The following is a 26,780-nucleotide window of genomic DNA, read 5'->3' as shown; positions in this document are numbered from 1 at the left end:
GAGCAGCCTTCAACCAAGGCGAGGAACCAGGAGCGCGCCATGAACAATGGCTGGCGTCTGTCCACGAGTCAGCCCTGTCCCTCGACCCACCTCGTCTCTTGCCGAGACTTGTCACCCGTATCACCGACGGGGCGCCGCGCCTCGCCGCGCAGCTTCTGCATCAGCACATACAGGCCAGGGATGAAGGCGAAGTTCACCACCGTGGACACGAGCATGCCGCCGAACACGGCAGTCCCCAGCGAGTTGCGCGAGGCGGCGCCCGCACCCTCGGCGGTCATCAGCGGCACCACGCCCAGGAGGAAGGCCAACGACGTCATGAGGATGGGGCGCAGGCGGACCTCCGCCGCCTCCACCACCGCGTCGACGGCGCTCTTGCCGCTCTCACGCAGCTGCTCCGCGAACTCCACGATGAGGATGGCGTTCTTGCTCGCCAGGCCCACCAGCATGACGAGCCCCAACTGACAGAACACGTCGTTGGCGAACCCTCGCATCCACTGCAAGCCCAGCGCCCCCAGGATGGCCAGTGGCACCGAGAGGATGATGACCAGCGGCAAGCTGAAACTCTCGTACTGCGCCGCGAGCACCAGGAATACGAACAGCAGCCCCAGGCCGAACATGACCAGCGTCTCGCCGCCGCTCTGCCGCTGCTCCAGGCTGATGCCCGTCCACTCCGCGCTCATCCCCTGCGGCAGGACCTGTGCGGCGAGTGACTCCATCGCATCCATGGCCTGGCCGGAGGACACGCCCGGCGCCGGCTGGCCGCTCAGCTCCACCGCCCGGAAGAGATTGTAGTGACGGATGCCCTGCGCGGAGACCATGGGCTCCACCTTCACCAGTGACTCCAGCGGAATCATGTCTCCGCTGTCGCTGCGCACGTAGAAGGCGCCGATGTCATTCGGGCTGTCGCGGAACTGTTGCTCGGCCTGGACATAGACGCGGTACGCGCGGTTCGCGTAGTTGAAGTCGTTGACGTACTGGCTGCCCATGTAGACCTGCATCGTGCTGAAGATCTGCTCGATGGGGACCCCCAGCGCCTTGGCCTTCTGCCGGTCCACCTCCACGTCCAACAGCGGCGTGTCCGCGTTGAAGCCCGTGAAGACGCCGCGCAGCTGGCCCTCCTCGTTGCCCCGCGTCATCAACTCCTGGACCGTGGCGGCGAGCTGGTCCAGCGAGGAGGTGCCGGCGACGTCCTCGACCATGAATTGGAAGCCGCCGACGCTGCCCACGCCCCGGATGGCCGGAGGCTGGAAGGGCATCACCCGCGCGCCGTCGATGCGCCCGAACGGTCCGCGCAGCCGCTCCACCAGCGCGGCCACCGACTGGTCCTTCCCCGGCCGCTCGTCCCACGGCTTCAGCGGGACGAAGATGTTGGCCATGTTGGGGCCCGTGCCATGGGAGGAGAAGCCACCGTTGGCGAAGATGGCGCGCACCTCCGGCTGCGCTCTCAGTATCTCCTCCACCTGCTCCATCACCTTCTCCGTCTCGGCCAGCGACGTCCCCTCCGGCCCCTGCACGGAGACCAGGAGGTAGCCCTGGTCCTCGTCGGGAATGAAGCCCTTGGGCGTGGCCCGGACGAGCGCCAGCGTGGCGCCGATGCACAGGAAGAACGCCACCAGGATGATGACCGGCCGCTGGAGCAGCTTGCGCAGGTTCCGGCCATACACGACCCGAACTCCGTCGAGCACCTGGTCCACCTTGCGGAAGACCACCCACTTCGCGCCCGAGTGGTGCACGAGCATCCGCGCGCTCAACGCGGGAGTGAGGGTGCAGGCGCAGAAGGTGGAGAGCGCCACCGACGCGGCGATGGTCAGCGCGAACTGGCGGTAGATGGCGCCCGTGGTGCCAGGAAAGAGCGCCACCGGGACGAACACCGCCACCAGCACGATGGAGATGGCGATGACCGCGCCGGCCACCTCCTTCATTCCCTCGCGAGCGGCCTCCTCGGCCGACAGCTTCCGCTCCACCATGAGCCGCTCGATGTTCTCGATGACGACAATCGCGTCATCCACCACCAGGCCCGTGGCCAGGGTGAGGCCGAACAAGGTGAGGGTGTTGATGGAGAAGTCCATCAGCCGCACGAAGGCGAAGGTGCCCACCAGCGAGACGGGCAGCGTGAGGGCGGTGATGAGCACGCTGCGCCAGCCGTGCAGGAACAGGAAGATGACGAGGATGACGAGGACAATCGCCTCCACCAGCGTCCGGAGCACCTCGTGCACGGTGGCGCGCACCGCGAGCGTGGTGTCCGTGCCCGTCCGATACGTCATCCCCGGAGGGAACTGCGCGGACAGCCGCTCCAGCTCCTTGAAGACGGCGTCACGCACGTCCAGCGCATTGGCGGTGGGCAACTGGAAGGTGACGATTCCCACGGCCTGCTTCCCGTCGAAGCGCAAGAGCGTGCTGTAGTTCTCCGCGCCCATCTCCACGCGGCCCACGTCCTTCACCCGGACGCTCTTGCCGTCATGCTGGCGCAGCAGGACGATGTCTCCGAACTCCTCCGGCTCCACCAGTCGCCCCCGGGCCCGCACCGCGAGCTGGTAGGGCTGGTCCGCCGCGGAAGGAGGCTGGCCCACCTGGCCCGCGGCCACCTGGAGGTTCTGCTCCTGCAACGCCCGCGTCACGTCCTGAGGGGTGAGCTTGCGGCGCGCGAGCTCCGTCGGGTCCAACCACAGGCGCATGGAGAACTTGCGCTCACCGAAGATGCGCACCTCGCCCACGCCTCGCACGCGCTTGATGGCGTCCTTGAGATTCACGTCGGCGTAGTTGCTGAGGAACTTCACGTCGTAGCGGTCATCCGGGCTGAAGAGCGCCACGGACAACAGAATCTGGCTGGAGGCCTTGTTGACGACGATGCCCGTCTGGTTCACCTGCGAGGGCAGACGCGAGGCCGCGCGGCTGACGCGGTTCTGCACGTCGACGGCGGCCACCTCGATGTCGCGCGTGGACTCGAAGGTGATGGTGATTTGACTGGAGCCGTCGTTGCTGCTGGTGGAGGTGATGTAGCGCATGCCCTCCACGCCGTTGAGTTCCTGCTCCAGGGGGATGGTGACAGCGCTCTCCACGACCTCGGCGCTCGCGCCCACGTAGGTGGCCGTCACCGTCACCTGCGGTGGTGCCAGGTCCGGGTATTGGGCAATAGGCAACGTCGGGATGGCGATGGCACCCACGAGCGTCAGCAGGATGGAGCAGACGATGGCGAAGACAGGCCTGCGGATGAAGAAGTCGATGAACATGGCGTGCTCGGTCCCCTGGGTTCAGCGACGGCGCTCGTGCGGAGCGTTCTTCGGGGCCTCCGCGCGCGGTGCGGACGCGGTGGCCTTCACCTTCACGGGCATGCCGTCGCGCAGCGCCTGGATGGCCGAGACGGCCACGAGGTCTCCCGCCTTGAGGCCTCCTTCCACGACGTAGGTCCTATCCCCCAGCGCACCGAGGGTGATGGGGCGGCGAGCCACCACCGTCCTGCCCCCTTCCTCATGAACCACCAGCGCGAAGGGCTGGCCGCTCTGGCGCACCACCGCGAGCGCTGGAATCTGCAAGGCATCACGATGGGAGTAGACGATGCGCGTGCGCACCAGCTCGCTGGGGCGCAGGCCCATGGTGTTGTGGAAGGCTGCCTTCACCTCGACCAACTGGGTGCGCGGGTCCGCCTGGGGCGCGATGAAGAAGACGGTGCTGGTGAGCAGCACCCTGCCCTGGGCGTCGAGGACCTCCAGCACCGTGTCGGGCTTCATCGAGCGCGCGCGGGATGACGGCACGGAGACGCTCACCTCGAGGACGTCCGCCTGCGCCACGCTGGTCAGCTCCGTGGCGGCGCTGACGAAGTCGCCCACGCGCACCAGCACATCACCCACGGTGCCGGCGAAGGGAGCACGCACCACGTTGAGCTGGAGCTGCACCTGGCGCTGCGTCACCTGCGCGGCGGAGGAGCGCGCGGCGGCCTCGGCGGCCTGCACCTGGGCTCGGGCGCCCTCCAGCTCCTGGTCGCTCGCGAGGCCTTCTCCATGGAGCGCCTCCGTGCGGGTCAGGGTGCGGCGCGAAAGCTCCAGGTTCACTTGTGATGAGCTGAGCTGGGCCTGGGCGCTGTCGAGCGCGGCCGACTCCTCCCTCGCGTCCACCTCCACCAGCGGCGCGCCTTCCTCCACCTGCTGGCCGGGGCGCACGGGGATGCGGCGCACGGAGCCCGCCACCTGCGGCAGCACCGTGACACTCCGCCGCGACAGCAGTGAGCCGAGGTACTCGCTGGTGTCCCGCACTTGCTGGGGCGCCAGGACCACCACCTCCACCTCGCGAGGCGGAGGAGCCACGGGGGCCGCCTTCTGCGCCGAGCACCCAGCCACCGCCGCCAGCACCACCACACGCACCACTGACTTCTTCAGCGCCTCAAGGGGGCGCACCCGCTTCACCAGTCGCACCGGGCCTCCGTCAGGAATGCGGCCAGGCGTGCCTGGACCCGCTCGAATTCACGCAGCACCAGGTTCAGCTCCGCCTGGCGAAGGGCCGCTCCGCTCTGCACCAGCTCGAGGCTGCTGCCACGGCCCACTTCAAAGGAACGGCGGGTGAGCTTGTCGGTCCGCTCCGCGAGCGCTCTCGACTCGACCGCCGTCGTCACCAGCGCCTCGGCGACCTCCACGCCGCGCCGCGCCTGGGCCACTTCCAGCGTCACATCGCGATGCGCGCTCTCCAGTGCCGCCGCGGCCTGCTCCTCCACGCCCGTGCGCTCACGCACCTGACCCTCGCGTCCGCCACCTTCCCAGAGGGGCACCGACAGCACGGCGGCGACGTTCCAGGTCGCGAACCGGCCGAAGCCCGGGGCTGTGGTGAGACCGAAGAGGGTGCTGGAGACGCCCAGCGTGGGCAGGTAGCCCGCGGAGGCCTGACGCCGGCTGTCGCGCGCGGACTCCACCTGTGCTCGCGCCGCCAGCAAATCCGCCCGCGCGTCCAGGTGCTCCAGCGGCGCGCAGTCCTGGCGCGTCTGCTCCACCAATCCCTGGAGGTTGAAGGACGGGTCGACCCCCACCGCGTGGCCGAAGCCCAGCGAGAGCCCCAGCGACTCACGTGCCTGACGCAGCTGCTCGTCGCCCGCGATGAGCACACCCCGCGCCACCGCCACGTCCTGACTCACTCGCACCACGTCCAAGGGGGTGCCCGCGCCCAGCTCGAAGATGCGCTGGGTGAGGGCCTCGCTCTCCAGGGCCCGCCGCAAGCCCACGCGGTTGATTTCGGCGGCGCGCTCGGCGGCCACGGTGGCCACCAGCGCCTGCGCCAATCCCAGCGCGAGGCGACGCCGTACGTCCTGGAGGCTCGCCACCGCGCCCGCCTCCGAGGCCCGGGCCGACGACAGCCCTCGCCACGCGCCCACGTCCACCAGCGACTGCGTCAACGTCGCGGTGACGGTGCCCAGCGGCACCGTGGGCGTGCGCCCGCTCGCACCAGCGCCTGTCCCCAGCCCCGGGTTCACCACCGCGGGCGTGTCGGGGTTGAGCACGTCCAGGGCGACGCTGGCCTGGGCGCGTGCGTTGGGCAGCAGGGCCGACAGCGCCTGGCGCCACCGACCACTCGCGCGCCGCACTCCGGCTTCCATGCCGCGCAGGTCCGTGGACCGCTCGCGCACCAGGGCCAGCGCTTCGTCCCAGGTCTTCACCCGCTGCGTGGCGGGCGAGACAGGGGCGAGCATCGCGTCCTCCACCCTGGGTGGGACGACGACGGGAGGGGGCTCGGACTGAACCGACGCGGCGACGAGCGCGAGAAGCAGGACGGAAGAGGTTGCCATACGCCAGACGTGGTTGAAGGAAAGGAGTCACCGCGCGGAGTCGCGCGCACCGCTTCCCAGGTGGGTTCCCGGATGGACACTCCCGAGAGCGCGGAGCGCACCCTCGGGAGCACGGGCATGAGGCACGACTCAGCTGCGCGGGGGAGCCAGCTTGAAGACGGACGCGTCGACGGGCGCGTCGTAGCGGGCGTTCTGGACGACCTTCTCACCGTGCTGGCCATCGCCCTCCCACGTCAGGCGGTGGCTCACCGTGATGCCGTCCACGGTGCGGAAGTCGGAGTAGGTGATGGCCTTGTTATACGGCTTGCCCTCGTGGATTCCCGCGTAGGTGCGGCGCACCTCCAGGAAGGACTTCTGGTCGATGAAGCGGACCTCGGTGGTGGAGCCACGGGTGAGGACCAGCTTGAACGAGGGAGCGCCGTTCACCTCCTCCATGCCGTCCATCGCCAGCGCGACGCCCCGGGACTTCGGGTCCAGCAGGGCGTCGTCGAAGAACGCCCCCTCGGCCATCGCCTTGTGCTTCTCCCCTTCCACCCGTCGAGGCGCGGCCGAGCCCTCCACCATCCAGAGCTGGTTTCCGTCGAACAGCTTGGTGACCGGGGCTCCGTTGGTGACCGTGTCGTGGCGCACGAAGTTGGGGCGGGCACGCCGAACGGTGGTGGTGGTGACGGTGTCGCCCTCCGTGGCGACGACGGTGAACTGGTAGGACTTCGCGGCCTTGAGCCGCTCCTTGCCGCCCAGGGCCTTGAGGTGCTTGTCGACAACCGTCTGGAGCGACAACTTGCCCTGGGTGCATTCGGCACCTTCACCAGCGGTGGCGAGGGCGGGGGTGAACGTCAAACCGAGGGCGAGCAACGAGGAAACAAGAGACCTGCGCGGCATGGAGTGCCTCCGTGGGTGACTGGGTGACGGAAGGCACAGTGCCCGCGCGGGTGCTGCGCGGGCGGAGTGTTCAGCCGGTGGGGACGGACATGCGGCGAACCGGCACCACCGTGCGGCGAACGGGCCATGCGGAGCACGACGACACACCGCCGCGCCACGGCACGTGACGGAGTTGCGGAGAACGGGCGACCAAGGGCACGACGACGCACCGCCGAGCCACGGCACGTGACGAGGGCAGCCAACGGGCCACCAGGGGCACGACGCGCCGCTGAGCCACGACACGTGACGGGGGGCAGCGAACGGGGCCACCAGGGGCACGACGACACACCGCCGCGCCACGGCACATGACGGGGGCAGCGAACGGGCCACCAGGCTCGTGCGACGGGAGAGGTGTCTGAGCCGCGAGCCTCGCGGCTCAGCGCAGGTGCTGGAACTTCTCGCGGTGGCTGCGAGCGACGCGCAACTCCATGCCGCCGGTGAGCACCACGACGAGGTCCCTGCGGCCCTCGCTGCGCAGCTCACGGATGCGGCTCGAGTTGACGATGGCCGAGCGGTGGATGCGCATGAAGCGCTCCGGGTCCAGCCGCGCCTCCAGGCCCTGCATCGTCTCGCGGTGGAGGTAGGCCTTCCCGCCCGCGTGAATCTGCACGTAGTAGTCGGCGGCCTCGATGTATTCGATTTCGTCCACGTCGAGGAACACCACCCGGCCCGAGTCGCGGATGGCGAGCCGGCGCACCCACCGCTCGGTCGGCGCGGGAGCGGGCGCCGGAGCAGGCGCGCCTTCGCGCTCGCCGTAGGTGGAGAGCACGGACATCAGCCGATGGCTGAGGTCAGACATCCGCGCGAGGCGAATCTGGGCCTTCGCGCGACCGATGGCGTCGTGAAAACGCTCGTCGCGGAAGGGCTTGAGGAGATAGTCGAGCGCGTGGATATCGAAGGCGCGCAGGGCGTAGCGGTCATACGCGGTGACGAAGATGACCGCGGGCACCTCGCCAGGGGCCAGATGGGCTAGCACCTCGAAGCCGTTGAGCTCCGGCATCTGGACGTCCAGCAGGACCAGGTCCGGCCGCTGCTCTCGGATGAGGCGCACGGCCTCCGGCCCATTGCCGGCCTCGCCCACCACGCTGACATCCGGGTCCGTGGCCAACAACAGGCGCAGTCCCTCGCGAGCCAGGGGCTCGTCATCCACGACGAGCGTGCGGATGGCGACGGCGGCGTTCATGTCGCGAGCGCCTCTGCCGAAGCGGCCTGGAAGGGTAACTCCAGACGGGCACGCACGCCGCCCCCGGCGCGGTTCTCCAGCGTGAAGACGTGGACTGCTCCGTAGAGCTGGTTCAGGCGGGCACGCACGTTGGCGACGCCGATGCAGCCGTCATGACGGTCCCAGCCAGGAACCAGCCCAGGACCATCGTCGAGCACCTCCAGCACCAGCCGCGCACCTTCGCGAGAGGCGCGCAGCTCCACGCGTCCAGCACCGGAGCGGGTGGCGAGGCCGTGCTTGATGGCGTTCTCCACCAGCGGCTGGAGGATGAGACTGGGCACGAGCGCGCCAAGCGTGGCGGAGTCGATGGCGCGCACCACCTGGAGCCGGTCCTGGAACCGGGTCTGCTCGATGTCGAGGTAGCGCTCCAGGAAGTCGAGGTCCTCGTGGAAGGGAACGAGCTGGCGACCGGTGCTGTTGAGCGCCATGCGCAGCAGCTCGCTGACACCGGTGAGCATGCGGATGGAGCCCGCGGTGTCCTGCTTGCGCACGAGGACGGAGATGGCGTTGAGCGTGTTGAAGAGGAAGTGCGGGTGGAGCTGGGCACGCAGGGCATCGAGCTGCGCGTGGACCAGGCGCGTCTCGAGCTGGGACTGGGCCAGCTCGCCCTCGCGGTAGCGGCGGTGGTACTCGACGGCGGAGCCGATGGCGACGATGACGCCGTAGACGAGCAGGCTCGTGACGACGTACTTGGCCATCAGCAGGGGCAGGAGCTGGCCCAGGGAGCCGTCGCTGACCAACTTCTCTCCCACGGCCCGGGAGAGGAAGTAGATGAGCGTCGCGTAGGGGACCATGACCGCGGCGAGGGCGGTCAGGTGGACGGCGAGGCTGCGGGGCCAGACACCTCGCTCCAGGCGAAAGCGCCGTCCCAGCGTGAGGATGAGCGGCGTGACGAACGCCCAGTACTGCCAGGGCGGCACCTGCATCACCAGCGCCCGGGCGAAGGGGTACGTGGGGTCCTTGGCCTGGGCGTAGAACCACGTGTGGCTCGCGGTGATGATGCCCGGCACTGCGAAGATGAGCATCAACCACGGCAGGCCGCGCACGAGCTGGAGCAGCGCGGACGCGGAGGGAGCCGGCCGGAGGGTCGCGGCGGAGGACAACAAGACGGAGCTCGCGGCGGGAGAGGTGGATTCCACGGCCCGTGGATTCTACGCCCGAACCCAGGCCCCGTCCGAGCGGGAGCAGCCAATGGGCTCCGGCGTGCAGCGAACGGGCCTGCTTGCAGCCTTGCCAGGGAGGCGGGAATCCTGGTCGGCTGGCAGGCGGCGCGTCGGCGCTCGAGGCCTGTGGTAGTGGAGGAGAAACTCGTGAGCGTCGCAACCCTCGATGAAGGCCCGCTGCGGGGGCCTGGCTTCTTTCTCAGCCGGACAGCGTTGCGCGCGCTCGCGCTGGCCCATCGCGACCGCTACGGCGCCGCTCGGCCGCATCCCCACGTCGTCATCGACGGCCTCCTGGGGGAGCCGCTGGCGTCCGGACTGGCCGAGGTCTTCCCGGGAGCGACCGAGGCCACCTGGAAGCGCCGCGACCACCCGGAACAGGCGGCACGACTGGGGCAGCTTCAGCGCAAGGCGTTCGAGGATGTGCCCGGAGCGCTCCGGCACCTGCTGTCCGAGTTCTCCAGCATGTCGTTCATCGACTTCCTGGAGACGCTCACCGGCGTGCAGGGGCTCATCGCGGACCCACACTTCCGAGGCGCGGGGCTGCACCTCACGTTGCGCGGGGGCCACCTCGCGCTGCACGCCGACTTCAACCGCGACCGCTTCCGTGCGCTCTCGCGGCGGCTCACTGTCCTCTACTACCTGAACCCCGGCTGGGAGTCCGCCTGGGGCGGTGACCTCGAGCTGTGGAGCGCCGACCTCTCCCGGTGCGAGACACGCATCGCGCCGCTGTTGGATCGCCTGGTCGTGATGGCCCACGGCGACACTCACTGGCACGGCCACCCCGCCCCGCTGGAGTGTCCCGAGGGGCGGGGGCGCGCGGCCATCGCCGCCTACTTCTACACCGCGCAGGAATCACCCGACGCGCCGGAGGCCCACAGCGCCATCTGGGCGCCGCCGCGTCCCTAGCTCGCCGCGGAGTGCTTCCCTACCAGGGAGGACACTGGGAGATGCAGAGCGCGCGCGGCGGTCTGTCCGAAGCGCCCGTCACTCAATCGTGGAGTTCGTGACAGCGATGGGCGTATCCGAGTGATTGGATATCTGGGGATAGGTCACGTACCAGGAGCCACCCCGGTTGTTCTGGATGACCGAGCGGTCGATGCGGATGTCGCCCGAATGGTCATTGCTGACGAAGAAGATGGCGCTGCCATGGGCGTTGACTTCGTTGTGCTCGATTCGCGTGCCGCAGAGTGACAGCGTCATCGTGTTGCCATCGTTGTAGATGGCGCCGCCGCTGCCGCCGCCGGGAGTGCCTTCCCTGGCGGGATTCGCGCCGTTGCCGATGGCCCGGTTGTGGGAGAAGAGGCTGTTGATGAGGGTCCACGACACGCCGATGCTGCTGATGCCGCCACCGTTGGAGCCGACCCCGCCGTAGCCCTGCTTGCCACCGAAGGTCGTGTTCACCACGAAGACGGGCAGGTTGTTGTACTGGCTGAACACTCGAAGCGCGCCACCGCCGACGTCAGGCCCCACATCCGCGCACGCGTTGTTGAAGAAGCGGGAGTTGATGACCTTCACCCGTCCGCCGCGCACCCAGACCGCTCCCCCTCCGTCGAACTCCGACTCCGTCTTTGAGCTGGCATCCACGAAGGTGAGGTTCTGGAGCGTCAGTCGAGGATGGTCTTGGTTCTGGCAGTGAGAGGTCGTCCACACCTGCTTCTGGTCGCAGGTGTTCATGTACAGGATGCGGTGCTTGCCAGCGCCGCTGAGCGTCACCAGCCCCTTGCCGTCGATGACGATGTCCGGTCCCTTGTCGTTGAAGACCTTCGCCGTCCTGTCGAGCGTGAGGGTCACCGGCTCCGGACCACAGTCGAAGGTGATGACCCCGCCCCGGGCCACGGCGTCGATGAAGGCCGCGCTGGTGCAACTCGCGGGCGTCCCCGTCCCGACGACGGTGGTGGGCTTGGAGACATTGGCGAGGCCCGCCTCGGCCGGAACGGCGCACGTGGCTTCAGCGTTCGGATTGCCAGCGGGGGGACCATCCTTGGGGTTGGTCAGCGGGTTGGGAACGTCCACGCCTGACTCGTCATCGCCTGAGCAACCCACGGAGCAGGCGAGCGCGAACCCCACGACCCACGCGAACACCGCGGTCGAGGGTAACCGGTGAAGTCTCTTCGGATGCATCCAACCTCCAGGGAGGAGGCAGTGTAGAGCGGCGATGCGCCAAAGACGAGCGAGGGGGAAGGTGCACGGCGCTCCACTCCGCCCAGGGCGTCGCGCCTCCCTGGACAGCGTCGCGGAGCTATGGCTGGCTGGCCTCATGGACCGGCGAGAGACCTTCACCGAGAGCCTCCGGCACGACGGCGTCGCGCTCATGCCCCAGGCCGCATCGACGGAGCTGCTCGCGATGCTGGAGCGGGCCTTTCCTCCCTCGAGCGGCGACGAGTCCACACACAGGCGAGGAGGCCAACGCAACGTCCTCGACGTGCCGGCCGTCGTCACCGCCGCGTCCCAGGGCGCGGGGGTCCGCTCGCTGGCGCAAGGGGTGCTCGGCGAGGACTGCTTCGTGGCGCGGGCCCTGCTCTTCGACAAGACGCCCGACGCCAACTGGAAGGTGCGCTGGCACCAGGACCTCACCATCGCCCTGCGCGAGCGGCGTGAGACACCGGGCTTCGGACCGTGGACCCACAAGGAAGGCGTCACCCACGCGCTCGCGCCGGACGCCCTGCTCACCCGCATGCTGGCCCTGCGAATCCACCTCGACGACTGCGACGAGGAGAACGGGCCCGTGCGCGTCCTGCCCGGCACCCACCTCCAGGGGCGACTCAGCGAGGCGGACATCGAGGATAGGAAGGCGCGCATCCCCGCTGTGACGTGCCTCGCGCGACGAGGCGATGTACTCGCGTTCCATCCGCTGCTGCTTCACGCCTCGTCACCCGCCAGGAAGCCCGGCCACCGACGCGTCCTTCACCTCGAGTTCGCCGCCGCCGCGCTGCCCGACGGGCTCGAATGGCGCTGGAAGGTCTGACCCCCACTGCCAGGATGTCAGCCCCATGTATTGGTATGCCCCGCGTCTGGCTCGAGGCGGAGCGCGGTCCCATCACCCAGGGAGCTTGAACATGACTGGACGCGGATTCGGCGGTGCCGTGGTCATTGGGGGCAGCATGGCGGGACTGCTCGCCGCGCGGGTCCTCGCGGACCACTTCGAGCGGGTCATCCTCGTGGAGCGGGACCTCCGGGCGGAGGGGCCCGTCCCACGAAAAGGCGTCCCACAGGGGCCCCACCTTCACGTGTTGCTGGATACGGGCCGCCGCATCCTCGACCGGTACTTTCCAGGACTGTTCGAGCAGCTCCAGACCCAAGGCGCCGAGCTCATCGACTCGAGTCGCGACGTCGCCTGGCATCACTTTGGCGTCTGGAAGCTGCGCTACACCAGCGGCATTCCCCTGCTCATCTGCACGCGCACCCTGCTGGAGTGGAGTGTCTCGTGCCGGGTGAAGGCGCTGGCCAACGTGGAGGTCCGCGAGGGCTGCTCCATCGAGGGCCTGCTCACCGATGAGCGCCAGCATCGCATCACGGGCGTGCGGGTGAAGAGCGCCCAAGGCGAAGAACAGTGGGACGCGGACCTCGTCGTGGATGCCAGCGGCCGGGGCTCGCGCATGCCGCAGTGGCTCGAGGCGCTCGGCCATGCGCGCCCGGAGGAGGAACAGGTCCAGGTGGACCTCGCCTACACCTCGGGACTCTTCGAGCCTCCTCCTCACTTCCAGCACGATTGGAAGGCGCTCATGCTCTACCCGCGACCGCCTTCGACCTGGCGCGCGGGCTTCATCTCCAGCGTGGAGGGTGGCAGGTGGCTGGTCACCCTCAATGGCTACTTCGGAGACCACGCGCCCACCGAGCCCGAGGGGTTCCTCGAGTTCGCCCGCTCGCTGAGCCGCCCGGACTTGTATGGCTATCTGCGGGAGGCCCGGCCCCTGGGGCCCCTCACCCGGCACAAGGTGATGGACAGCCGCTGGCGCCACTACGAAAGACTGTCGCGCTTCCCGGAGGGGCTGGCCGTGCTGGGCGACGCGGCCTGTGCCTTCAATCCCATCTTCGGCCAGGGCATGTCCGTGGCGGGATTGGGCGCGGAGCTCCTGGACACCTGCCTGCAAGAGCACTCCCGTCTCGGAGCACTCACCGGCTTCGCCCGACGCTTTCGCCAGGGACTCGCCGAAGTCATCCGGTTGCCGTGGTTCCTGAGCACGAGCATGGACCTTCAGTACACCCAGTCCACGGGCAAGCGGGTGCCCGGCCTGGGCGCGCTGCACTGGTACGTCCGACGGCTGATGGAGCGGATGTCGAGCGACGCGGGCGTCCATCGCCAGTTCAACCGGGTGCTGCACCTCCAGACGGGACTGGGAGCGGTGCTCCAGCCCTCCGTGGCCCTGCCCGTGCTGGCCCATGGGGCCAGGTCGCTCGTGCAGCCCCTCCAACGGCTGGCGAATACCGAGACACGACCGCCGCCTCCGGCGCCCGCCATCCCGAGCACCTCGCCGCACAAGACGTGATCCGCTAGCGTGGCACGCATGAGAAGACTCTCCTCGCTCGTGCTCTTCCCCCTCCTCTCGATGTTCGCCTGCACACCGATGGACCCCGAGCTGGAGGGTGAAGCGTCACGGCCAGGAGAGGCAGCGCAAGCGGCCACGACTCCGCTCCGCGCGAAGGCGCTCGGCCGGATGCGGAACGCGGCGAAGTATTTCCACGACCAGGTGGCGCGCCACGGCGGGTATGCGTGGCATCACAATGCCAACAACCTGAGCGAGCGCTGGGGCGACATCCAGCTCGACGATGAGCAGATCATGATTCAGTCGCCCGGCACCTCGGACGTGGTGGTCGCGTTCGTCGAAGCCGCCCTCGCCGACCCGGCCACGCCGGCACTCAAGACCTACGCGACGGACGCGGCGATGGCGCTGCGTCATGGACAGGTCAAGTCGGGAGGCTGGCGGCTCTACGCGGACTTCAAGGCGACTCCGACGTTGAAGGCGTGCTACCGCCACACCACGGCGAGCTGCGGCTGCGGCGGCTGCACGACAACGACCTACGACGACCAGACCACCCAGAACGCGCTCATCGCGATGATGCGCGCCGACCAGCTCCTCGGGTTCGCGAACACGGACATCTCCGACGCCTCGTCCTACGCCCGCGCGCGGGTGGAGACCTCGCAGTTCCCGACGCATGGCGGCTTCCCCCAGGGCTTCACGGGTCCCGTCGCAGCGCGGCCGGCGCTCACGGCCAGCTACCCACCCTCCATCGGGACCTCATGTGGCCTCGCCCACTGCTACGCGAACAGCTACCCCCACGAGTACTGGGATGACCCGACGCTGAACGACAACCTCGCGACGGCCTTCGTGGAGATGCTGTACTGGGCCCAGGACATCTATCCCGCGCGAGCCGCGACCTATCAGGCCATGCGCACCGCCTTCGGCGGCTTCCTTCGCCGGGCACAGATGCCCCAACCCCAGCCCGCCTGGGCGCAGCAGTACGACATCCAGATGCAGCCGCGCTGGGCGCGCAACTGGGAGGTTCCGGCCATCACCGGCCAGGAGAGCCAGGACGTCATGTGGGCGCTGCTTCGCCTCTACCAGCTCGACCCGAGCGTGCCGGCGAACCGCGACGCCGTCGCCACCGCGCTCGCCTACCTGGAGTCCGTCGACCATGCGAACGACACGCTCATCCACCGCTACATCGAGCTCGACGACACCTCGCCAGCCAACCTCGGCTTCTTCACGGTGAAGCCCGGCGGCTACCCGGTCCGGTTCTCCCAGGCCCCGCCGACCTACCAGAACTACGGTTGGGAGGTCCCCTCCCAGCTCGCCGCCATCCGCGCGGAGTACAACCGGCTGGCGAGCGACACGACGGTGATGAAGCGCACGTGCCAGCAGCTCCGCGCCGACACGGCGCAGGCCGTCGACGCGACGGTGAACAACGAGAAGTGGCTCACGACGTACAGCCCGAGTGGCCCGCGAAGCGGCGCCACGCCGGGTGACTATCTCGACACGAGCACGTTCGTCCGGAACCTGCGCACCCTGGCCGAATTCGTCACGCGCACGACGACCGACTGCATCGCCTGGAACTACTGAAGCGCGTGGTCGGGCATCCGGGACTCGGCCCGCCTCACGGCGGTTGCATGCCCGTGAGCTGCTGCAACTCCAGCTCCTCCAGGTCGAGTTCCTGCTCGATGCGTTGGAAGGCCGCATCTCCGATGGTGCCGTCCGCCCTCAGCGCGAGGAGCCGCTGCCGCTCGGCCGAGGTGACCTGACGCACGATGTCCGCTTCGGCATCCGAGGCACGACCGTCACCCGAGGCGCCTCCGGGCAGCGCGGTGTCACCACTGGCGCGGTCCGCCTCGGCGCGCCGGAGGAGGACCTCGTAGCGCCTGCGCAGCAGACTCGACAGCTCCTCACCGGGCCGCGCGGCCGTGGCGTCCAGCGCGGCGCGCAACGTCTCGACACGGGCGAGCTGGACCTCGCGCTCCACCGAGCCGTCATCCTCCAGGTGGAGCAGGTTGATGAGCGGGCGGAGCGTCATCCCCTGGACGACGAGCGTCCCGAGCACGACGAAGAACGCCGTGAACAAGACCAGGTCACGGTGAGGAAACGCCGGCCCGCCCGCCCCGCCTGTCGGCAACGCCAGCGCCGCCGCGAGCGTCACAATCCCTCGCATGCCGCACCACCCGGCGACCACCGCGGCGCGCCTGGACAGGCTGACTCCATCATGCCGCCCAGGCGCGTCCTTCGACTTCGGACGGCGCAGCCACCGGCCCAGCGCCGCGGCAGCCGAGACCCAGACGATGCGCGCGGCCATCGTCGCGACACACACGGCCGCCGCGACCCCGGCGTACTTGAACAACGTGGGGGAATCGAGGCGAAGGAGAATCTCCTTCAACTGGAAGCCCACCAGGATGAAGGCGAGCACGTTCAGCGCATACACCGCGAAGTCCCAGACCGCGTAGGACGGGAGGCGGACGCGCGCCGGGACGACCTCCGCGGCCCGCCGGGCCAGGAACATCGCGAAGACGACGACGGTGAGGATGCCAGAGAGGTGGAGCCGCTCCGCGAGCATCCAGACAGCGAACGTCCCGCAGAACTGGACGACCACGGCCGTGGCGACGTCGTGAATGCGCGCGTTCACGCGGAGGACCACATGCGACAACACGAACCCGAGCGCCACGCTGCCCACCGTGACGACCAGCAGCAAGGGTACGGCGCTGGCCGGTGACAGTGTCCCCGCGAGCGCCGCCCCGACGGCGAGGCGGTACACCAGCAGCGCGCTCGCGTCGTTGAAGAGGCTCTCACCCTCCAGGATGACGAGGAGTTGATGCGGCGGGCGGAGCTGCTTGAGCACCGTCGTCGCCGCCGCCGCGTCGGGAGGCGCCACGATGGCCCCGAGCGCGATGGCGACGGCCCAGGACATGTCCGGCACCAGCAGGCGCGCCACCACCGCGACCACGAGGACCGTGAGCCCGACAGCCCCGATGGCGAGCCCCGTGACGGCCCGCCAGTTGGCCCGGAGGTCGCGAGGAGACGCATCGAACGCGGCATCGAGCAGCACGGGGGCGACAAAGAGCGTGAGCGCCAGCTCCGGGTCCAAATGGAGCGTCGGCGTGCCGGGGACGAGCGCCAGGCCCGCTCCGGCGAGCGCCACCATCGCCGGATAGGGAGTCCCGATGCGACGCGACAGCACCGTGAGGCCCGCTCCCGCGAGCAGCAGCGCGATGATGATTTCGAAGACGTGCATGCGGAATGAGGCGCCGTGGACCTTTCCGGGCCCACACCTTGCGCTCCCCGCATGCGGCCGCACAAGCGGCGCTCACGGGTGCGTCCGGTACTCGTCGATGGTCGGAGGGTATTCCTTCCAGAAGTGAAGCGTGCCCGAGTGCCCCATCAACGTCTCCTGGCGCTTCCGAGCGTCCGCGTCGGAGACCATCACTGAGACGTGCGCGGTGCGCGGGGACTCCTGCCCCTCCGACACCTCGACCGGCAGGGTGAGGTCCACCGTGTAGCCCCGCTCGGTGCGCTGCCAGGTGCCATGGGCGGAGGCGGTAGGCAGGTCCTCCGACTTCGTCCACCGCCGCGTCTCCACCTTCCCGTCCGCCGCGAGCAGGATGCCCAGCTTGCGCGGCTCGGACGCATTGCCATGGGCATCATGGGCCGCCACGCTCAGCTCCAGGTGGTCCGAGTGGATGCCGGCCGCCTCGCCCAGGGGAACGACCTGGTCGTCGAGCACCTCGACATGCAGCCGCAGCGTCTTCCCCACCCGGAACAACTGCCATGCGAGCGACAGGTCATCGCTGTCCCGCCAGGTCTTCTGTCCCCAGGGGATGTGGACCGGCGTCGAGGCATGGACCGTGGGGGCGATGCCTCGCGCGGCCTCGACGGTCTTCGCCTCCCGCACGGGATAACGGCTGGCCCCTTGGACATGCAGGCCCGTCGTGTCGACGAAGCTCATGCGTCCTGGATGGAGGCGGGAGATCGCCTCCACCTCCTCATACGAACCGTAGGGACCCAGACCGGCGGAGAACACGTACTCGAAGGGCCTGATGGCGACGAGGGTCGCGTCCGTGGAGATGGCGACGGGGCGGAGGTTGCCTCCCGTCACCTGCAGGAAGCAGAACGGCGGGTTGATGGATGATTCCGCCTCACGGGCCTCCTCTTCCTGGGCAAGGACGAGCAGACACGTCCCGTCCCGGCAGACGTAGTCACGGGGATGGAGCGGCTCCTCCGAGGGGCACAGCGCCCGGGCGCGAGCGAGGAGCTTCTTGCCGACAGGCATTCTGGGGAGTGGCTTCGGGAGGGCGACCTTCGGTCCCTCCGTCGGCGCGACGGGCTGCGTCCCCTCCCGGCCAGGGGAAGCGACAGACGTGAACTTCTTCCCATCCTGTGACACCTCCAGGAGGGAGCGCTCCGCGCGCGTCGAGTCCACGCCGTTGTCGATGACGGGTGGAAACATCCGCTGCGCATCATCCCAGAACAAGAGTTCGACGTGGGTCGGGTCGAGAAACCGCAGGGACACCTCTCCCGTCCTGGCGAGCGAGAGAGTCGCCCCCAGCGTCCGGCCCGAGCGGTCCGTGAGATACATCCACTCGTTCGAGCACCGATAGGCCGCGCAGGGACCGAGCTCCTCGACGATTCTCCACAGACAGAAGCGGCCCTCGCACGCCACGCGACTGGCCGAACCCATCAGGTCTGGCCCCGCGTCCAGGCTGCCCTCGACCAGGACTTTTCCCTCGGGAAGCGGCCCGACGTCGTCCGGTCGTGCCTGGGCCAGGGAGTCCAATCCCAGACAGGAGGCCAGGAGCAGTACGCCCAGGGAGCATGGACCGCGGCCGCGTGGAGCTTCGTTCGTTCGTCGGGATGCGGGGGTCGGGTCGTTCATCGTTCCTCTGTCGTGCCCGCCCCACCATTGCATGGAGGATGCCGAGCACGAATCCGGGAGCCAGGGCCCCAGGGGCGGCCAGACGCGGTCCCCGGGCCACGCCGTGTGGTGCGTGGGACTCAGCGCGGGCCTCACGGCGTCCTCACGCCACGCGCAGCAATCGGCGCTTGTACTTCTCCCCCCACTCCCGCAGCCCCATCAGCACCGGTTCGAGGGAGCGGCCGAAGGCGGTCAGCTCATACTCCACGCGCGGCGGCACCTCGGCATAGACGGTGCGCTTCACCAGCCCGTCCTCTTCGAGCTCTCGCAGCTGCAACGTGAGCATGCGCTGGCTGCAGTTCGGCAACCGCTTGCGCAGCTCACCGAAGCGGTGAGTCCCCTTGAGCAGCCAGTACAGCACCACACCCTTCCACCGTCCACCGATGACCCCGAGGGACGCTTCCACGGCGCAGTTCGTCTTCGAGTCGTCGTCACGTTTCCGGGCCATGGTTCCCTTTTTGTGCGTACTCACCAAACTTGTGCGTACTTGCGAAGAAATAACCTGAATCGTACGTCTGCACCATGAAGACATGGGAACTGCGGCCGAGGCCGGGATTCGATGCACTCGCGAAGGCCGAGCGTCCTTCACCGGGCGTGGGCGAGCGGGACGTGAAGGTGCGCGTGGGCGCGGTGTCGCTCAACTATCGCGACGTGCTCATCGCGAAGGGCGCGGAGAAGAGCCTCCAGGCACCGCGCGTGCCCGTCTCCGATGGCGCGGGCGAGGTCATCGAGGTCGGCGCGGGCGTCACGCGTTGGAAGGTGGGCGACCGGGTGATGGCCAACTTCTTCCCCCACTGGGTCGACGGGGAGCTGAGCGACGCGCACCACGCCAGCGCGCTCGGCGGCTCGGGGGCGGACGGCATGCTCCGCGAAGAGGTGGTGCTGCCCGAGCACAGCTGGGTGCGAATGCCCGCAGGGTACTCGTTCGAAGAAGCGGCGACGCTCCCGTGCGCCGGGCTGACGGCGTGGCAGGCGCTGTTCGAGGTCACCTCGCTCAGGCCGGGTGAGACGGTGCTGCTCCAGGGCTCGGGCGGCGTCTCGGTGTTCGCGTTGCAGCTGGCGAAGGCCTCGGGTGCGCGCGTGCTGATGACGTCGAGCAGCGCGGACAAGGCGGCGCGGCTGCGCGAGCTCGGCGCCGAGGAGGTCATCGACTACCGGGCCGATGCGAAGTGGGGCGAGCGGGCGAAGGCGCTCACCGGAGGGCACGGCGTGGACCTCGTGGTCGACGTCGGAGGCCAGGCCACCTTCGACCAGTCTTCCCAGGCGCTGCGCTACGGCGGCTCGATGAGCATGCTCGGCGTGCTCACCGGTGGGCGCGGCGAGGTGAACCTGCACTCGGTCTTCCACCGGCGGCAAACGGTGCACGGCGTCTACTTGGGTTCGGTGTCGATGTTCGAGCGCTTCGTCGCGGCGCTGGAGCGCACCGGCATCCGGCCCGTCATCGACCGCGTGTTCCCCTTCGACGAGGCGCGCGCCGCCTGGGAGCACCTCGCGAGCGGACAGCACCTGGGCAAGGTCGTCGTGACCACCGCCACCAGGAGCGCCCCATGAACGTCCTGATTGTCTATGCCCACCCGGAGCCACGCTCGCTCAATGGCGCACTGAAGGACCTCGCCGTGAGCCACCTCACCGCGCGGGGCCATGCGGTGCGCGTCTCCGACCTCTACGCCATGGACTGGAAGGCAACGGCCGATGGCGGCGACTTCCTCCACCACCAGGCGGGAGAGAAGCTGACGTATCGACTGGCCTCGAAGGGTGCCTTCGCCGACGGCTCGCAGAGTCCGGACATCGTGGCCGAGCAGGAGAAGCTGCGCTGGGCCCAGGCCGTCATCTTCCAGTTCCCGCTGTGGTGGTTCTCGATGCCCGCCATCATGAAGGGCTGGGTCGACCGCGTCTTCGCCGCCGGCTTCGCCTATGGCGTGGGGGTGCATGACGGCGAGCGCTGGGGCGACCGCTATGGAGAGGGCACGCTGGCGGGCCGCCGCGCCATGCTGTCCGTCACCATGGGCGGACGCGCGCCGCACTACTCCGAGCGTGGCGTCAACGGAGCCTTGGACGACCTCCTCTTCCCCATCCAGCACGGGGTGCTCTTCTATCCCGGCATGGAGGTGCTGCCGCCCTTCACCGCGTATCAGGTCGACCGCCTGCAATCCGAGGAGTGGCACCCGGTCGCGGAGGCGTTCAAGGCACGGCTGGACGGCTTGTTCACGGACGCGCCCATTGCGTTCCGCAGGCAGAATGGTGGTCACTACGATGGCCAGCAGGTGCTGAAGCCCGGCCTCGGCCAGGGAGCCTCGGGCACGCGCATCCACGTGCACGCGCCAGGAGAGCTCGTCCCGCTGTCATCGGAGCCAGCCCTGGACCGACGCTGAGGAGGGTGGTGGCCAGGTTGAGCGGACCCCCGCGTGGAGCGCGCTCATGCGCTCCCACGCGTTGGCCAAGGGACTACGAGCAGATGAACCGGATGTCGGTGTAGTACGCCGTCACCTGGCCCGACTGCGTGATGTACCCCTCACAGTCGTAGTGCCACGCGCCCGCCCAGGTCGTCTTGGCCGCGCTGGTGTAATAGGTCCGGTGCTCGCCATAGCGCGTCCCACCACCGGGCGGCTCCGCGTGCTGCTCCACCGTGCTCACGTCGGCGGCGGCTTCACCCTCCGACGACTGCTCGGGGGGCGGTCCACCGCAAGCGCAGGCCAACAGCGCGGACAGCCCCACAACCCAACGGGACAGCATCATCGTGTGCTCCTTGAAAAAGTATCGATATGACAAATGCAACCCTAGCAAGCCCCTGTGTCCGGCGTCCAGGTAGCGCAGGCTCCCATCCATGGAAAAATACACCCGATGTATCACCGCCCACCGTTTGACAATCATCCCCTGAAACCGAATCCAACCTGAGCGATTGCATCGCGCGCCCGACACCTCCGCCAAGAGACTCCAGACAGGTGTCGCCGTTCGAACGGCAGTGCCTGTCAGCCCATGAAGGTGGAGCCGGGACCGCTTGGGACACGTCCTCTGCGTGTGTCATGCTTTGGCCATGGCAGATGCGCTCGAATCGGACACGGCGGCTCCTGGCGGGTTGGGACGGCGCGGGTTCCTGACCTGGGTGGTGGCCTCTCCGACGCTGATGATTGCCGCGCGGTTGGGGCTCGACGTACCTGCGGCGGACGCGGCGGAAGTGCCGGTGACGGCGGCGGAGACTCCGCTCAGTCTCTACATCGCCCTCCAGCTCGATGGGCGGGTCGTCACCACGCTGCCTCGCACCGAGATGGGCCAGGGCATCACCACGGCCGTGGCCATGCTCGTCGCGGAGGAGCTGGACGTGGCGCTCGACGCGGTCGACGTGCGCAGCGCCGACGCGGACCCGCGCTTTCTCATCCAGCTCACCGGGCTGTCCTCGACGATGCGCTATCTGACGGGCCCGCTTCGCTCCGCCGCAGCGGCAGCCCGCGCGCGGCTCGTCACCGCCGCGTCGCTCCGCTGGCGGGTGCTCGCCCCCACGCTCACCACCGCCCAGGGCGAGGTGCGCGCTCCCGACGGCCGGCGGCTCGGCTACGGCGAGCTGGCGGAGGATGCCGCGCGCGTGCTGCTGCCCCTGGTCTCCTCGCAACCCAAGCCGGAGAGCCAGTACACCGTCGTCGGTCGGCCCACGGGTCGTATCGACGCGCTGGACATCGTCACCGGTGCGGCGCGCTACGCCCTGGACCTGGACCTGCCCGGGGCGCTGCCCACGGTGGTGGCGCGACCTCCCACGCTGCGCGGTACGGTCCAGTCCTTCAGCGACAGCGTGGCCCGGACGATGCCGGGCGTGGTCGGCGTGGTGCCCCTGGCCTCGGGCGTGGCGGTGGTGGCGCAGACCTTCGCGCAGGCGTTCGCGGCGCGTGACGCCCTCCAGGTCTCCTGGACTCCAGGCCCGGCCAGCACGCTGTCCGACGTCGACATCCGCTCCCGCCTGCGTGATGCGATAGGCCCCCGTCCCCTGCCCCCGCTGCTGACGACGCGGACCGTGGAAGGACGCTTCGACTTCCCCTACCTCGCGCACGCGCCCATGGAGACACAGAGCTGTCTGGCCCAGGTGCAGGGCACGCGCGCCGAGGTCTGGCTGGGGGCACAGGACCCCAAGTACGCACAGCGCGAGGTCGCCAGGGCGCTCGGCTGGGACCTCACGCCCCAGCGAGTCACGGTGCATGTCACCCGGGCCGGTGGCGGCTTCGGCCGCAGGTTCTTCAATCAGGCCGCCGTGGAAGCCGCGCTCGTCTCACGCGCCCTCGGTCGGCCGGTGAAGCTGATGTGGAGCCGCAACGACGACATGCGCCACGGCCACTTCCGGCCCGCCAGCCACCACCGCATCCTCGCGCACCTGGGCCTGGGAGGAAGCATCCTCGGCTGGCACCACCGCGCCGCCATTCCCACCGTGGAGCTTCCTCACGGCTTTGGTGATGTCCTCACCGCGCTGCTCGGAGAGGCCCTCCCCGACGCGACGAGCGCCGTGTTCTTCGCCCTCTCCCAGCGCATCCCCTACCGGTTCGGCCTCGCGAGCCACGAGCTGCGCGAAGTCCCCATCCCGATTCCCACCGCCTCCTTCCGCTCGGTGTTCACCAGCCAGGTGGGCGTGGCCAACGAGGTCTTCGTCGACCAGCTCGCCCGCGAGCTCCAGGTCGACCCGGTGGCCCTGCGTCGCTCACGGCTCTCCTCCAACAGCAGGCTCAAGGCGGTCCTGGACAAGGTCGTATCGGTGGGTCAGTGGGGCCGAGCCCTGCCGCCCGGGGTCGCCCAGGGCGTCGCGGTGCTCGAGGAGTGGGAGAGCGCCATCGCGCACCTCATCGAGGTGGACGTCACCAGCGGGACGCCCCGGGTGCTGCGCGTGGTCATCGCAGCGGACGTCGGACTGCCCATCAACCCCAAGGGCATCGAAGCCCAGCTCCAGGGCGCCGCGGTGGACGCGATGTCCACCACGTTGAGCGCGGGGCTCCACATCGACTCGGGCGCGGTGCGCGAGGGCAGCTTCGCGGACTACCGCTGGCTGCGGATGAAGCACGTCCCCTCCGACATCCAGGTGCATCTGGTCCGCTCGGATGACCGCGTGGGCGGCGTGGGAGAGCTCGGCTATCCCAGCGCCGCGGCGGCCCTGGCCAACGCGATTGCCCGCGCCACCGGCACGATGCCCACCCGCTTCCCCATCCTCGACGAGGGAGTCTGACCATGCTGGCCCATCAATTCATCCTCAATGGTCAGACGGTGACGGTGGAGACGCCCTCGGACCTGCCCCTGCTGTGGGTCCTCCGCGACGTGCTGGGCGTCAGGGGCCCCAAGTACGGCTGCGGCGTGGGCGTGTGCGGCGCGTGCACCAGCCACCTGGACGGCGAGGCCTTCCGCCCCTGCATCCACCCCGTGGGCAACCTCTCCGGCCACGAGGTGATGACCATCGAGGGACTGGGCGCCCAGGGACTGCACCCCGTGCAGCAAGCCTGGATTGACGAGGACGTGGCCCAGTGTGGCTTCTGCCAGCCGGGGCAGATCATGGCCGCCGTGGCGCTGCTGCGGAAGAACGCCCACCCGACCGACGCGGACATCGACGCCGCCATGAGTGAGAACGTCTGCCGCTGCGGCACCTATGTCCGCATCCGCGCCGCCATCAAACGCGCGGCCCTGCTGCTGCGAAGTGGAGCGGGCGTCGGTGGGTGACCACGGAAACCGCTGACTCGCGCGCCTCGTGGCGTGGACTCCCCTCTGTCAACGGGGAGTCCACCCGGGCACACGAGGCGACGAGCTACTCCGTGGCGCGGACCCAGTGCTGGGTGCGGCCGAGCAGCGACATGCCGACGTAGCCGCGGACCTTCAGCTTCTTGCCACCGTCCTCGACGGCGATCTTGCACTTGTAGGTCTTGCCGTTCGCCGGGTCGAGGATGGTGCCACCGTTCCACTCGTCGTCGTCCTTCTTCAGGTCGCGCAGGATGGTCATCCCGATGATGGGCTGGTCCTTCAGCGTGCCCTGGCACTTGTCACAGACCGGGTTCTGCTCTTCCTTGGGGTCGCGGAAGAGCTTCTCGATTTTGCCGACGAGCTTGCCGTTCTCCTCGGAGATGACGATGACCGACTTGGGCTTCTTGGTCTCGTCATCGATGGTCGTCCACCGTCCGACGGCGGCGTTCGCCTCGGCGGCGGCGGGGGCCTTGTCCTCGGCCAGGGCGCTCGAGGCAATCATCAGGGTCAGGGAAGCGAGTCCGAACCATCGGGTTGCGTTCATGTCTTGAGGTCCTTCTGCGCGGGGCTCACATCAGAGGGGGCTTGCGCTCAAGCGTCCCATCAGGCCGTTTGTACTCCACCGCTGTGCCGGCAGGCAGCCCCTCCTGGAAATCTGTGAGGTGCTCGAATGTGCCGCCCCGCGGCATGCACGGCCCACCCGCACTCTCAGGGTAGGCCCACCCGGTTCGAGGCCCACGCGGTGCCCTCGCCCATCTTCAAGCAGGGCTTACAAGCCCATGGACCCACGGGCCCTGGTCCCGAGAGGAGGGCGAGCCTTACTTCTAGTGGGTGACATCAACCCAGGAAGGAAGAGCCATGCAGAAGCGCAGACTTGGAAAGAGCGACCTGGAGGTCTCGGCCCTGGGCCTCGGGTGCATGGGCATGAGCTTCGGCTACGGCCCCGCGGTGGACCGGGAGCAAGGCATCGCGCTCATCCGCGCGGCCGTCGAGAAGGGCGTCACGTTCTTCGACACCGCCGAGGTCTACGGCCCGTACACGAACGAGGAGCTCGTGGGCGAGGCCCTGGCGCCATTTCGCAAGCAGGTGGCCATCGCCACCAAGTTCGGGTTCGAGCTCGATGCGAACGGAAAGCAGGCCGGAATGAACAGCCGGCCCGAGCACATCAAGCAGGTCGCCGAGGCGTCGCTCAAGCGGCTCAAGGTCGAGGCCATCGACCTCTTCTACCAGCACCGCGTGGACCCGAACGTGCCCATCGAGGACGTCGCGGGCGCGGTGAAGGACCTGATTCGCGAGGGCAAGGTGAAGCACTTCGGGCTCTCCGAGGCGGGCGTGCAGACCGTGCGTCGCGCGCACGCAGTCCAGCCGGTGACGGCGCTGCAGAGCGAGTACTCGCTCTGGTGGAGGAAGCCCGAGGAGGAGCTGCTGCCGACGCTCGAGGAGCTGGGCATCGGCTTCGTGCCCTTCAGCCCGCTGGGCAAGGGCTTCCTGACCGGGAAGATCGACGAGACGACCTCGTTCGCCCAGGACGACTTCCGCAACATCGTCCCGCGCTTCACCGCCGAGGCGCGCAAGGCGAATCAGGCCATGGTCGACCTGCTCAACAAGGTCGCCGCCAGGAAGAAAGCGACGCCCGCGCAGATTGCCCTCGCGTGGCTGCTCGCACAGAAGCCGTGGATCGTCCCCATCCCCGGCACCACCAAGCCGCACCGGCTGAGCGAGAACCTGGGCGCGGCCGAGCTGGTGCTGACGACGCAGGACCTCCAGGAGCTCACCGACACGGCGTCGAAAATCACCGTGCAGGGCGCCCGCTACCCCGACACGCTGGAGAAGACGACGGGACGTTGAGCCACGCGCCGCCAGCCTCGCTGGAATCACGCTACCCTGCCGACCGCCACCTTCCCGAGGACACCGTTGATGCGTGAAGCGAAACGTCCGTATGTGATTTGCCACATGGTCCCATCTGTCGACGGGCGCATCGTCACCAAGGACTGGAAGCTCTCCCCACGGACGCTGGCCGAGTACGAGCGCACGGCCGAGACGTTCGACGCGGAGGCGTGGATGATTGGCAGGATTTCGATGGAGCCCTACGCCGGGAAGGCGCGGGTTCCTTCACGCAAGGGGGCACCGCCGATTCCCAGGAAGGACTTCATCGCGCGACGCGATGCCGGGTCCTACGCCATCGCGCTGGACCCGTCTGGCAAGCTCACCTGGAAGTCCGGCTCCATCGATGAGGAGCATGTGATTGCCGTCCTCACCGAGCAGGTCTCCGATGACTACCTGGCCTTCCTTCAGGCCCGGGGCATCTCCTACTTGTTTGGCGGCAAGGCGAAGCTGAACCTCCGACGGGTGCTGGAGAAGCTCCGCGAGGAGTTCGGCATCAAGAAGCTGCTCCTGGAGGGCGGCGGGAAGATCAACGGCTCCTTCCTGGCCGCGGACCTCATCGACGAGCTGAGCGTGCTCGTCGCGCCCATCGCGGATGGCTCCATCGGCACTCCCTCGCTCTTCGATGCGAGCAAGGGCAAGGGCCCCGTCCGCCACCTCAAGCTGGTCTCCCTGGAGCAGCGCGCGGGAGACCTGGTCTGGCTGCGCTACAAGCCGAAGCGCTGACCTG

General features: G+C 68.9%; 23 protein-coding genes. 11 read left to right on the top strand and 12 right to left on the bottom strand.

Going from position 1 to position 26,780, the window contains the following annotated elements; all coding sequences use genetic code 11:
* Window positions 1-68 precede the first annotated feature (68 nt).
* The 4 genes from ACN469_RS35405 to ACN469_RS35390 all read right to left on the bottom strand — a co-directional run bounded on the left by ACN469_RS35405 (window position 69) and on the right by ACN469_RS35390 (window position 6,649).
* On the bottom strand, window positions 69-3,230 hold the full coding sequence (locus tag ACN469_RS35405) for an efflux RND transporter permease subunit (RefSeq protein WP_498775373.1): 3,162 nt from the start codon (window positions 3,228-3,230) through the stop codon (window positions 69-71).
* Window positions 3,231-3,251: 21 nt separating this feature from the next.
* Window positions 3,252-4,409 (bottom strand): efflux RND transporter periplasmic adaptor subunit, encoded by a 1,158-nt coding sequence (locus ACN469_RS35400; protein ID WP_498775371.1) that lies wholly within the window; start codon window positions 4,407-4,409, stop codon window positions 3,252-3,254.
* A complete protein-coding gene (locus tag ACN469_RS35395) occupies window positions 4,397-5,767 on the bottom strand; it encodes a TolC family protein (protein ID WP_498775369.1) in 1,371 nt (456 codons plus the stop codon). The genes ACN469_RS35400 and ACN469_RS35395 overlap by 13 nt, the downstream gene beginning before the upstream one ends.
* A 129-nt stretch (window positions 5,768-5,896) precedes the next feature.
* Complete coding sequence (locus ACN469_RS35390) at window positions 5,897-6,649, bottom strand: LolA-like protein (protein ID WP_498775367.1); 753 nt, start codon at window positions 6,647-6,649, stop codon at window positions 5,897-5,899.
* Window positions 6,650-6,660: 11 nt separating this feature from the next.
* Here ACN469_RS35390 and ACN469_RS35385 point away from each other — a divergent pair, with 11 nt between their 5' ends.
* Window positions 6,661-6,816, top strand: coding sequence for a hypothetical protein (locus ACN469_RS35385; RefSeq protein ID WP_498775366.1), 156 nt, complete (start codon window positions 6,661-6,663; stop codon window positions 6,814-6,816).
* Window positions 6,817-7,064: 248 nt separating this feature from the next.
* Here ACN469_RS35385 and ACN469_RS35380 read toward each other — a convergent pair whose 3' ends face one another.
* Window positions 7,065-7,871: a LytR/AlgR family response regulator transcription factor gene (locus tag ACN469_RS35380; RefSeq protein WP_498775364.1), complete on the bottom strand. Its 807-nt coding sequence runs from the start codon at window positions 7,869-7,871 to the stop codon at window positions 7,065-7,067.
* Window positions 7,868-9,049, bottom strand: a complete 1,182-nt coding sequence (locus ACN469_RS35375) for a sensor histidine kinase (protein ID WP_498775362.1) — start codon at window positions 9,047-9,049, stop codon at window positions 7,868-7,870. The genes ACN469_RS35380 and ACN469_RS35375 overlap by 4 nt, the downstream gene beginning before the upstream one ends.
* Window positions 9,050-9,220: 171 nt before the next feature.
* Here ACN469_RS35375 and ACN469_RS35370 point away from each other — a divergent pair, with 171 nt between their 5' ends.
* Entirely contained in the window at window positions 9,221-9,979 is a 759-nt protein-coding gene (locus ACN469_RS35370) for a 2OG-Fe(II) oxygenase (RefSeq protein ID WP_498775360.1), read from the top strand.
* Between the two features lie 78 nt (window positions 9,980-10,057).
* On the opposite strand, the gene ACN469_RS35365 is transcribed toward ACN469_RS35370, so the two are convergent.
* Window positions 10,058-11,194, bottom strand: coding sequence for a hypothetical protein (locus ACN469_RS35365; protein WP_498775358.1), 1,137 nt, complete (start codon window positions 11,192-11,194; stop codon window positions 10,058-10,060).
* A gap of 136 nt (window positions 11,195-11,330) precedes the next feature.
* Here ACN469_RS35365 and ACN469_RS35360 point away from each other — a divergent pair, with 136 nt between their 5' ends.
* From ACN469_RS35360 to ACN469_RS35350, 3 genes are all read left to right on the top strand, one after another.
* Window positions 11,331-12,038: a phytanoyl-CoA dioxygenase family protein gene (locus ACN469_RS35360; protein ID WP_498775356.1), complete on the top strand. Its 708-nt coding sequence runs from the start codon at window positions 11,331-11,333 to the stop codon at window positions 12,036-12,038.
* A gap of 91 nt (window positions 12,039-12,129) precedes the next feature.
* Window positions 12,130-13,560, top strand: a complete 1,431-nt coding sequence (locus tag ACN469_RS35355) for an FAD-dependent oxidoreductase (RefSeq protein WP_498775354.1) — start codon at window positions 12,130-12,132, stop codon at window positions 13,558-13,560.
* 18 nt (window positions 13,561-13,578) lie between these two features.
* Complete coding sequence (locus tag ACN469_RS35350) at window positions 13,579-15,132, top strand: pectate lyase (RefSeq protein ID WP_498775352.1); 1,554 nt, start codon at window positions 13,579-13,581, stop codon at window positions 15,130-15,132.
* A 34-nt stretch (window positions 15,133-15,166) separates the two neighbouring features.
* Here the strand turns inward: ACN469_RS35350 and ACN469_RS35345 are convergent, their stop codons facing one another.
* The 3 genes from ACN469_RS35345 to ACN469_RS35335 all read right to left on the bottom strand — a co-directional run bounded on the left by ACN469_RS35345 (window position 15,167) and on the right by ACN469_RS35335 (window position 18,914).
* On the bottom strand, window positions 15,167-16,789 hold the full coding sequence (locus ACN469_RS35345) for a Na+/H+ antiporter (RefSeq protein WP_498775350.1): 1,623 nt from the start codon (window positions 16,787-16,789) through the stop codon (window positions 15,167-15,169).
* 72 nt (window positions 16,790-16,861) lie between these two features.
* The gene (locus ACN469_RS35340) at window positions 16,862-18,232 is read right to left on the bottom strand and encodes a DOMON domain-containing protein (RefSeq protein WP_498775348.1); all 1,371 of its coding nucleotides are present in this window, start codon (window positions 18,230-18,232) and stop codon (window positions 16,862-16,864) included.
* A 337-nt stretch (window positions 18,233-18,569) separates the two neighbouring features.
* Window positions 18,570-18,914, bottom strand: a complete 345-nt coding sequence (locus tag ACN469_RS35335; protein WP_498775346.1) for a winged helix-turn-helix transcriptional regulator — start codon at window positions 18,912-18,914, stop codon at window positions 18,570-18,572.
* A 74-nt stretch (window positions 18,915-18,988) separates the two neighbouring features.
* Between ACN469_RS35335 and ACN469_RS35330 the strand changes: the two genes are divergently transcribed.
* Together ACN469_RS35330 and ACN469_RS35325 are read left to right on the top strand one after the other, a co-directional pair.
* A complete protein-coding gene (locus ACN469_RS35330; RefSeq protein ID WP_498775345.1) occupies window positions 18,989-20,017 on the top strand; it encodes a zinc-dependent alcohol dehydrogenase family protein in 1,029 nt (342 codons plus the stop codon).
* A complete protein-coding gene (locus ACN469_RS35325) occupies window positions 20,014-20,838 on the top strand; it encodes an NAD(P)H-dependent oxidoreductase (protein WP_498775343.1) in 825 nt (274 codons plus the stop codon). The genes ACN469_RS35330 and ACN469_RS35325 overlap by 4 nt, the downstream gene beginning before the upstream one ends.
* Window positions 20,839-20,911: 73 nt before the next feature.
* On the opposite strand, the gene ACN469_RS35320 is transcribed toward ACN469_RS35325, so the two are convergent.
* Entirely contained in the window at window positions 20,912-21,202 is a 291-nt protein-coding gene (locus tag ACN469_RS35320; protein ID WP_498775341.1) for a hypothetical protein, read from the bottom strand.
* 298 nt (window positions 21,203-21,500) lie between these two features.
* On the opposite strand from ACN469_RS35320, the gene ACN469_RS35315 reads away from it, so the two are divergent.
* Together ACN469_RS35315 and ACN469_RS35310 are read left to right on the top strand one after the other, a co-directional pair.
* Window positions 21,501-23,663 (top strand): xanthine dehydrogenase family protein molybdopterin-binding subunit, encoded by a 2,163-nt coding sequence (locus ACN469_RS35315; protein WP_498775339.1) that lies wholly within the window; start codon window positions 21,501-21,503, stop codon window positions 23,661-23,663.
* Window positions 23,664-23,665: 2 nt separating this feature from the next.
* Window positions 23,666-24,148, top strand: a complete 483-nt coding sequence (locus tag ACN469_RS35310) for a (2Fe-2S)-binding protein (RefSeq protein WP_498775337.1) — start codon at window positions 23,666-23,668, stop codon at window positions 24,146-24,148.
* Window positions 24,149-24,233: 85 nt separating this feature from the next.
* Here ACN469_RS35310 and ACN469_RS35305 read toward each other — a convergent pair whose 3' ends face one another.
* Window positions 24,234-24,710: a DUF2147 domain-containing protein gene (locus ACN469_RS35305; protein WP_498775335.1), complete on the bottom strand. Its 477-nt coding sequence runs from the start codon at window positions 24,708-24,710 to the stop codon at window positions 24,234-24,236.
* A gap of 314 nt (window positions 24,711-25,024) precedes the next feature.
* Between ACN469_RS35305 and ACN469_RS35300 the strand changes: the two genes are divergently transcribed.
* Window positions 25,025-26,014, top strand: a complete 990-nt coding sequence (locus ACN469_RS35300) for an aldo/keto reductase (RefSeq protein ID WP_498775333.1) — start codon at window positions 25,025-25,027, stop codon at window positions 26,012-26,014.
* Between the two features lie 69 nt (window positions 26,015-26,083).
* Window positions 26,084-26,776 (top strand): RibD family protein, encoded by a 693-nt coding sequence (locus ACN469_RS35295; RefSeq protein WP_498775331.1) that lies wholly within the window; start codon window positions 26,084-26,086, stop codon window positions 26,774-26,776.
* Window positions 26,777-26,780 lie beyond the last annotated feature (4 nt).

The organism is Corallococcus terminator, assembly GCF_049194865.1.
Lineage (GTDB): Bacteria > Myxococcota > Myxococcia > Myxococcales > Myxococcaceae > Myxococcus > Myxococcus terminator_A.
The sequence above is the reverse complement of the archived record's forward strand: the minus strand, read 5'-3'. Positions and strand labels throughout refer to the sequence as shown.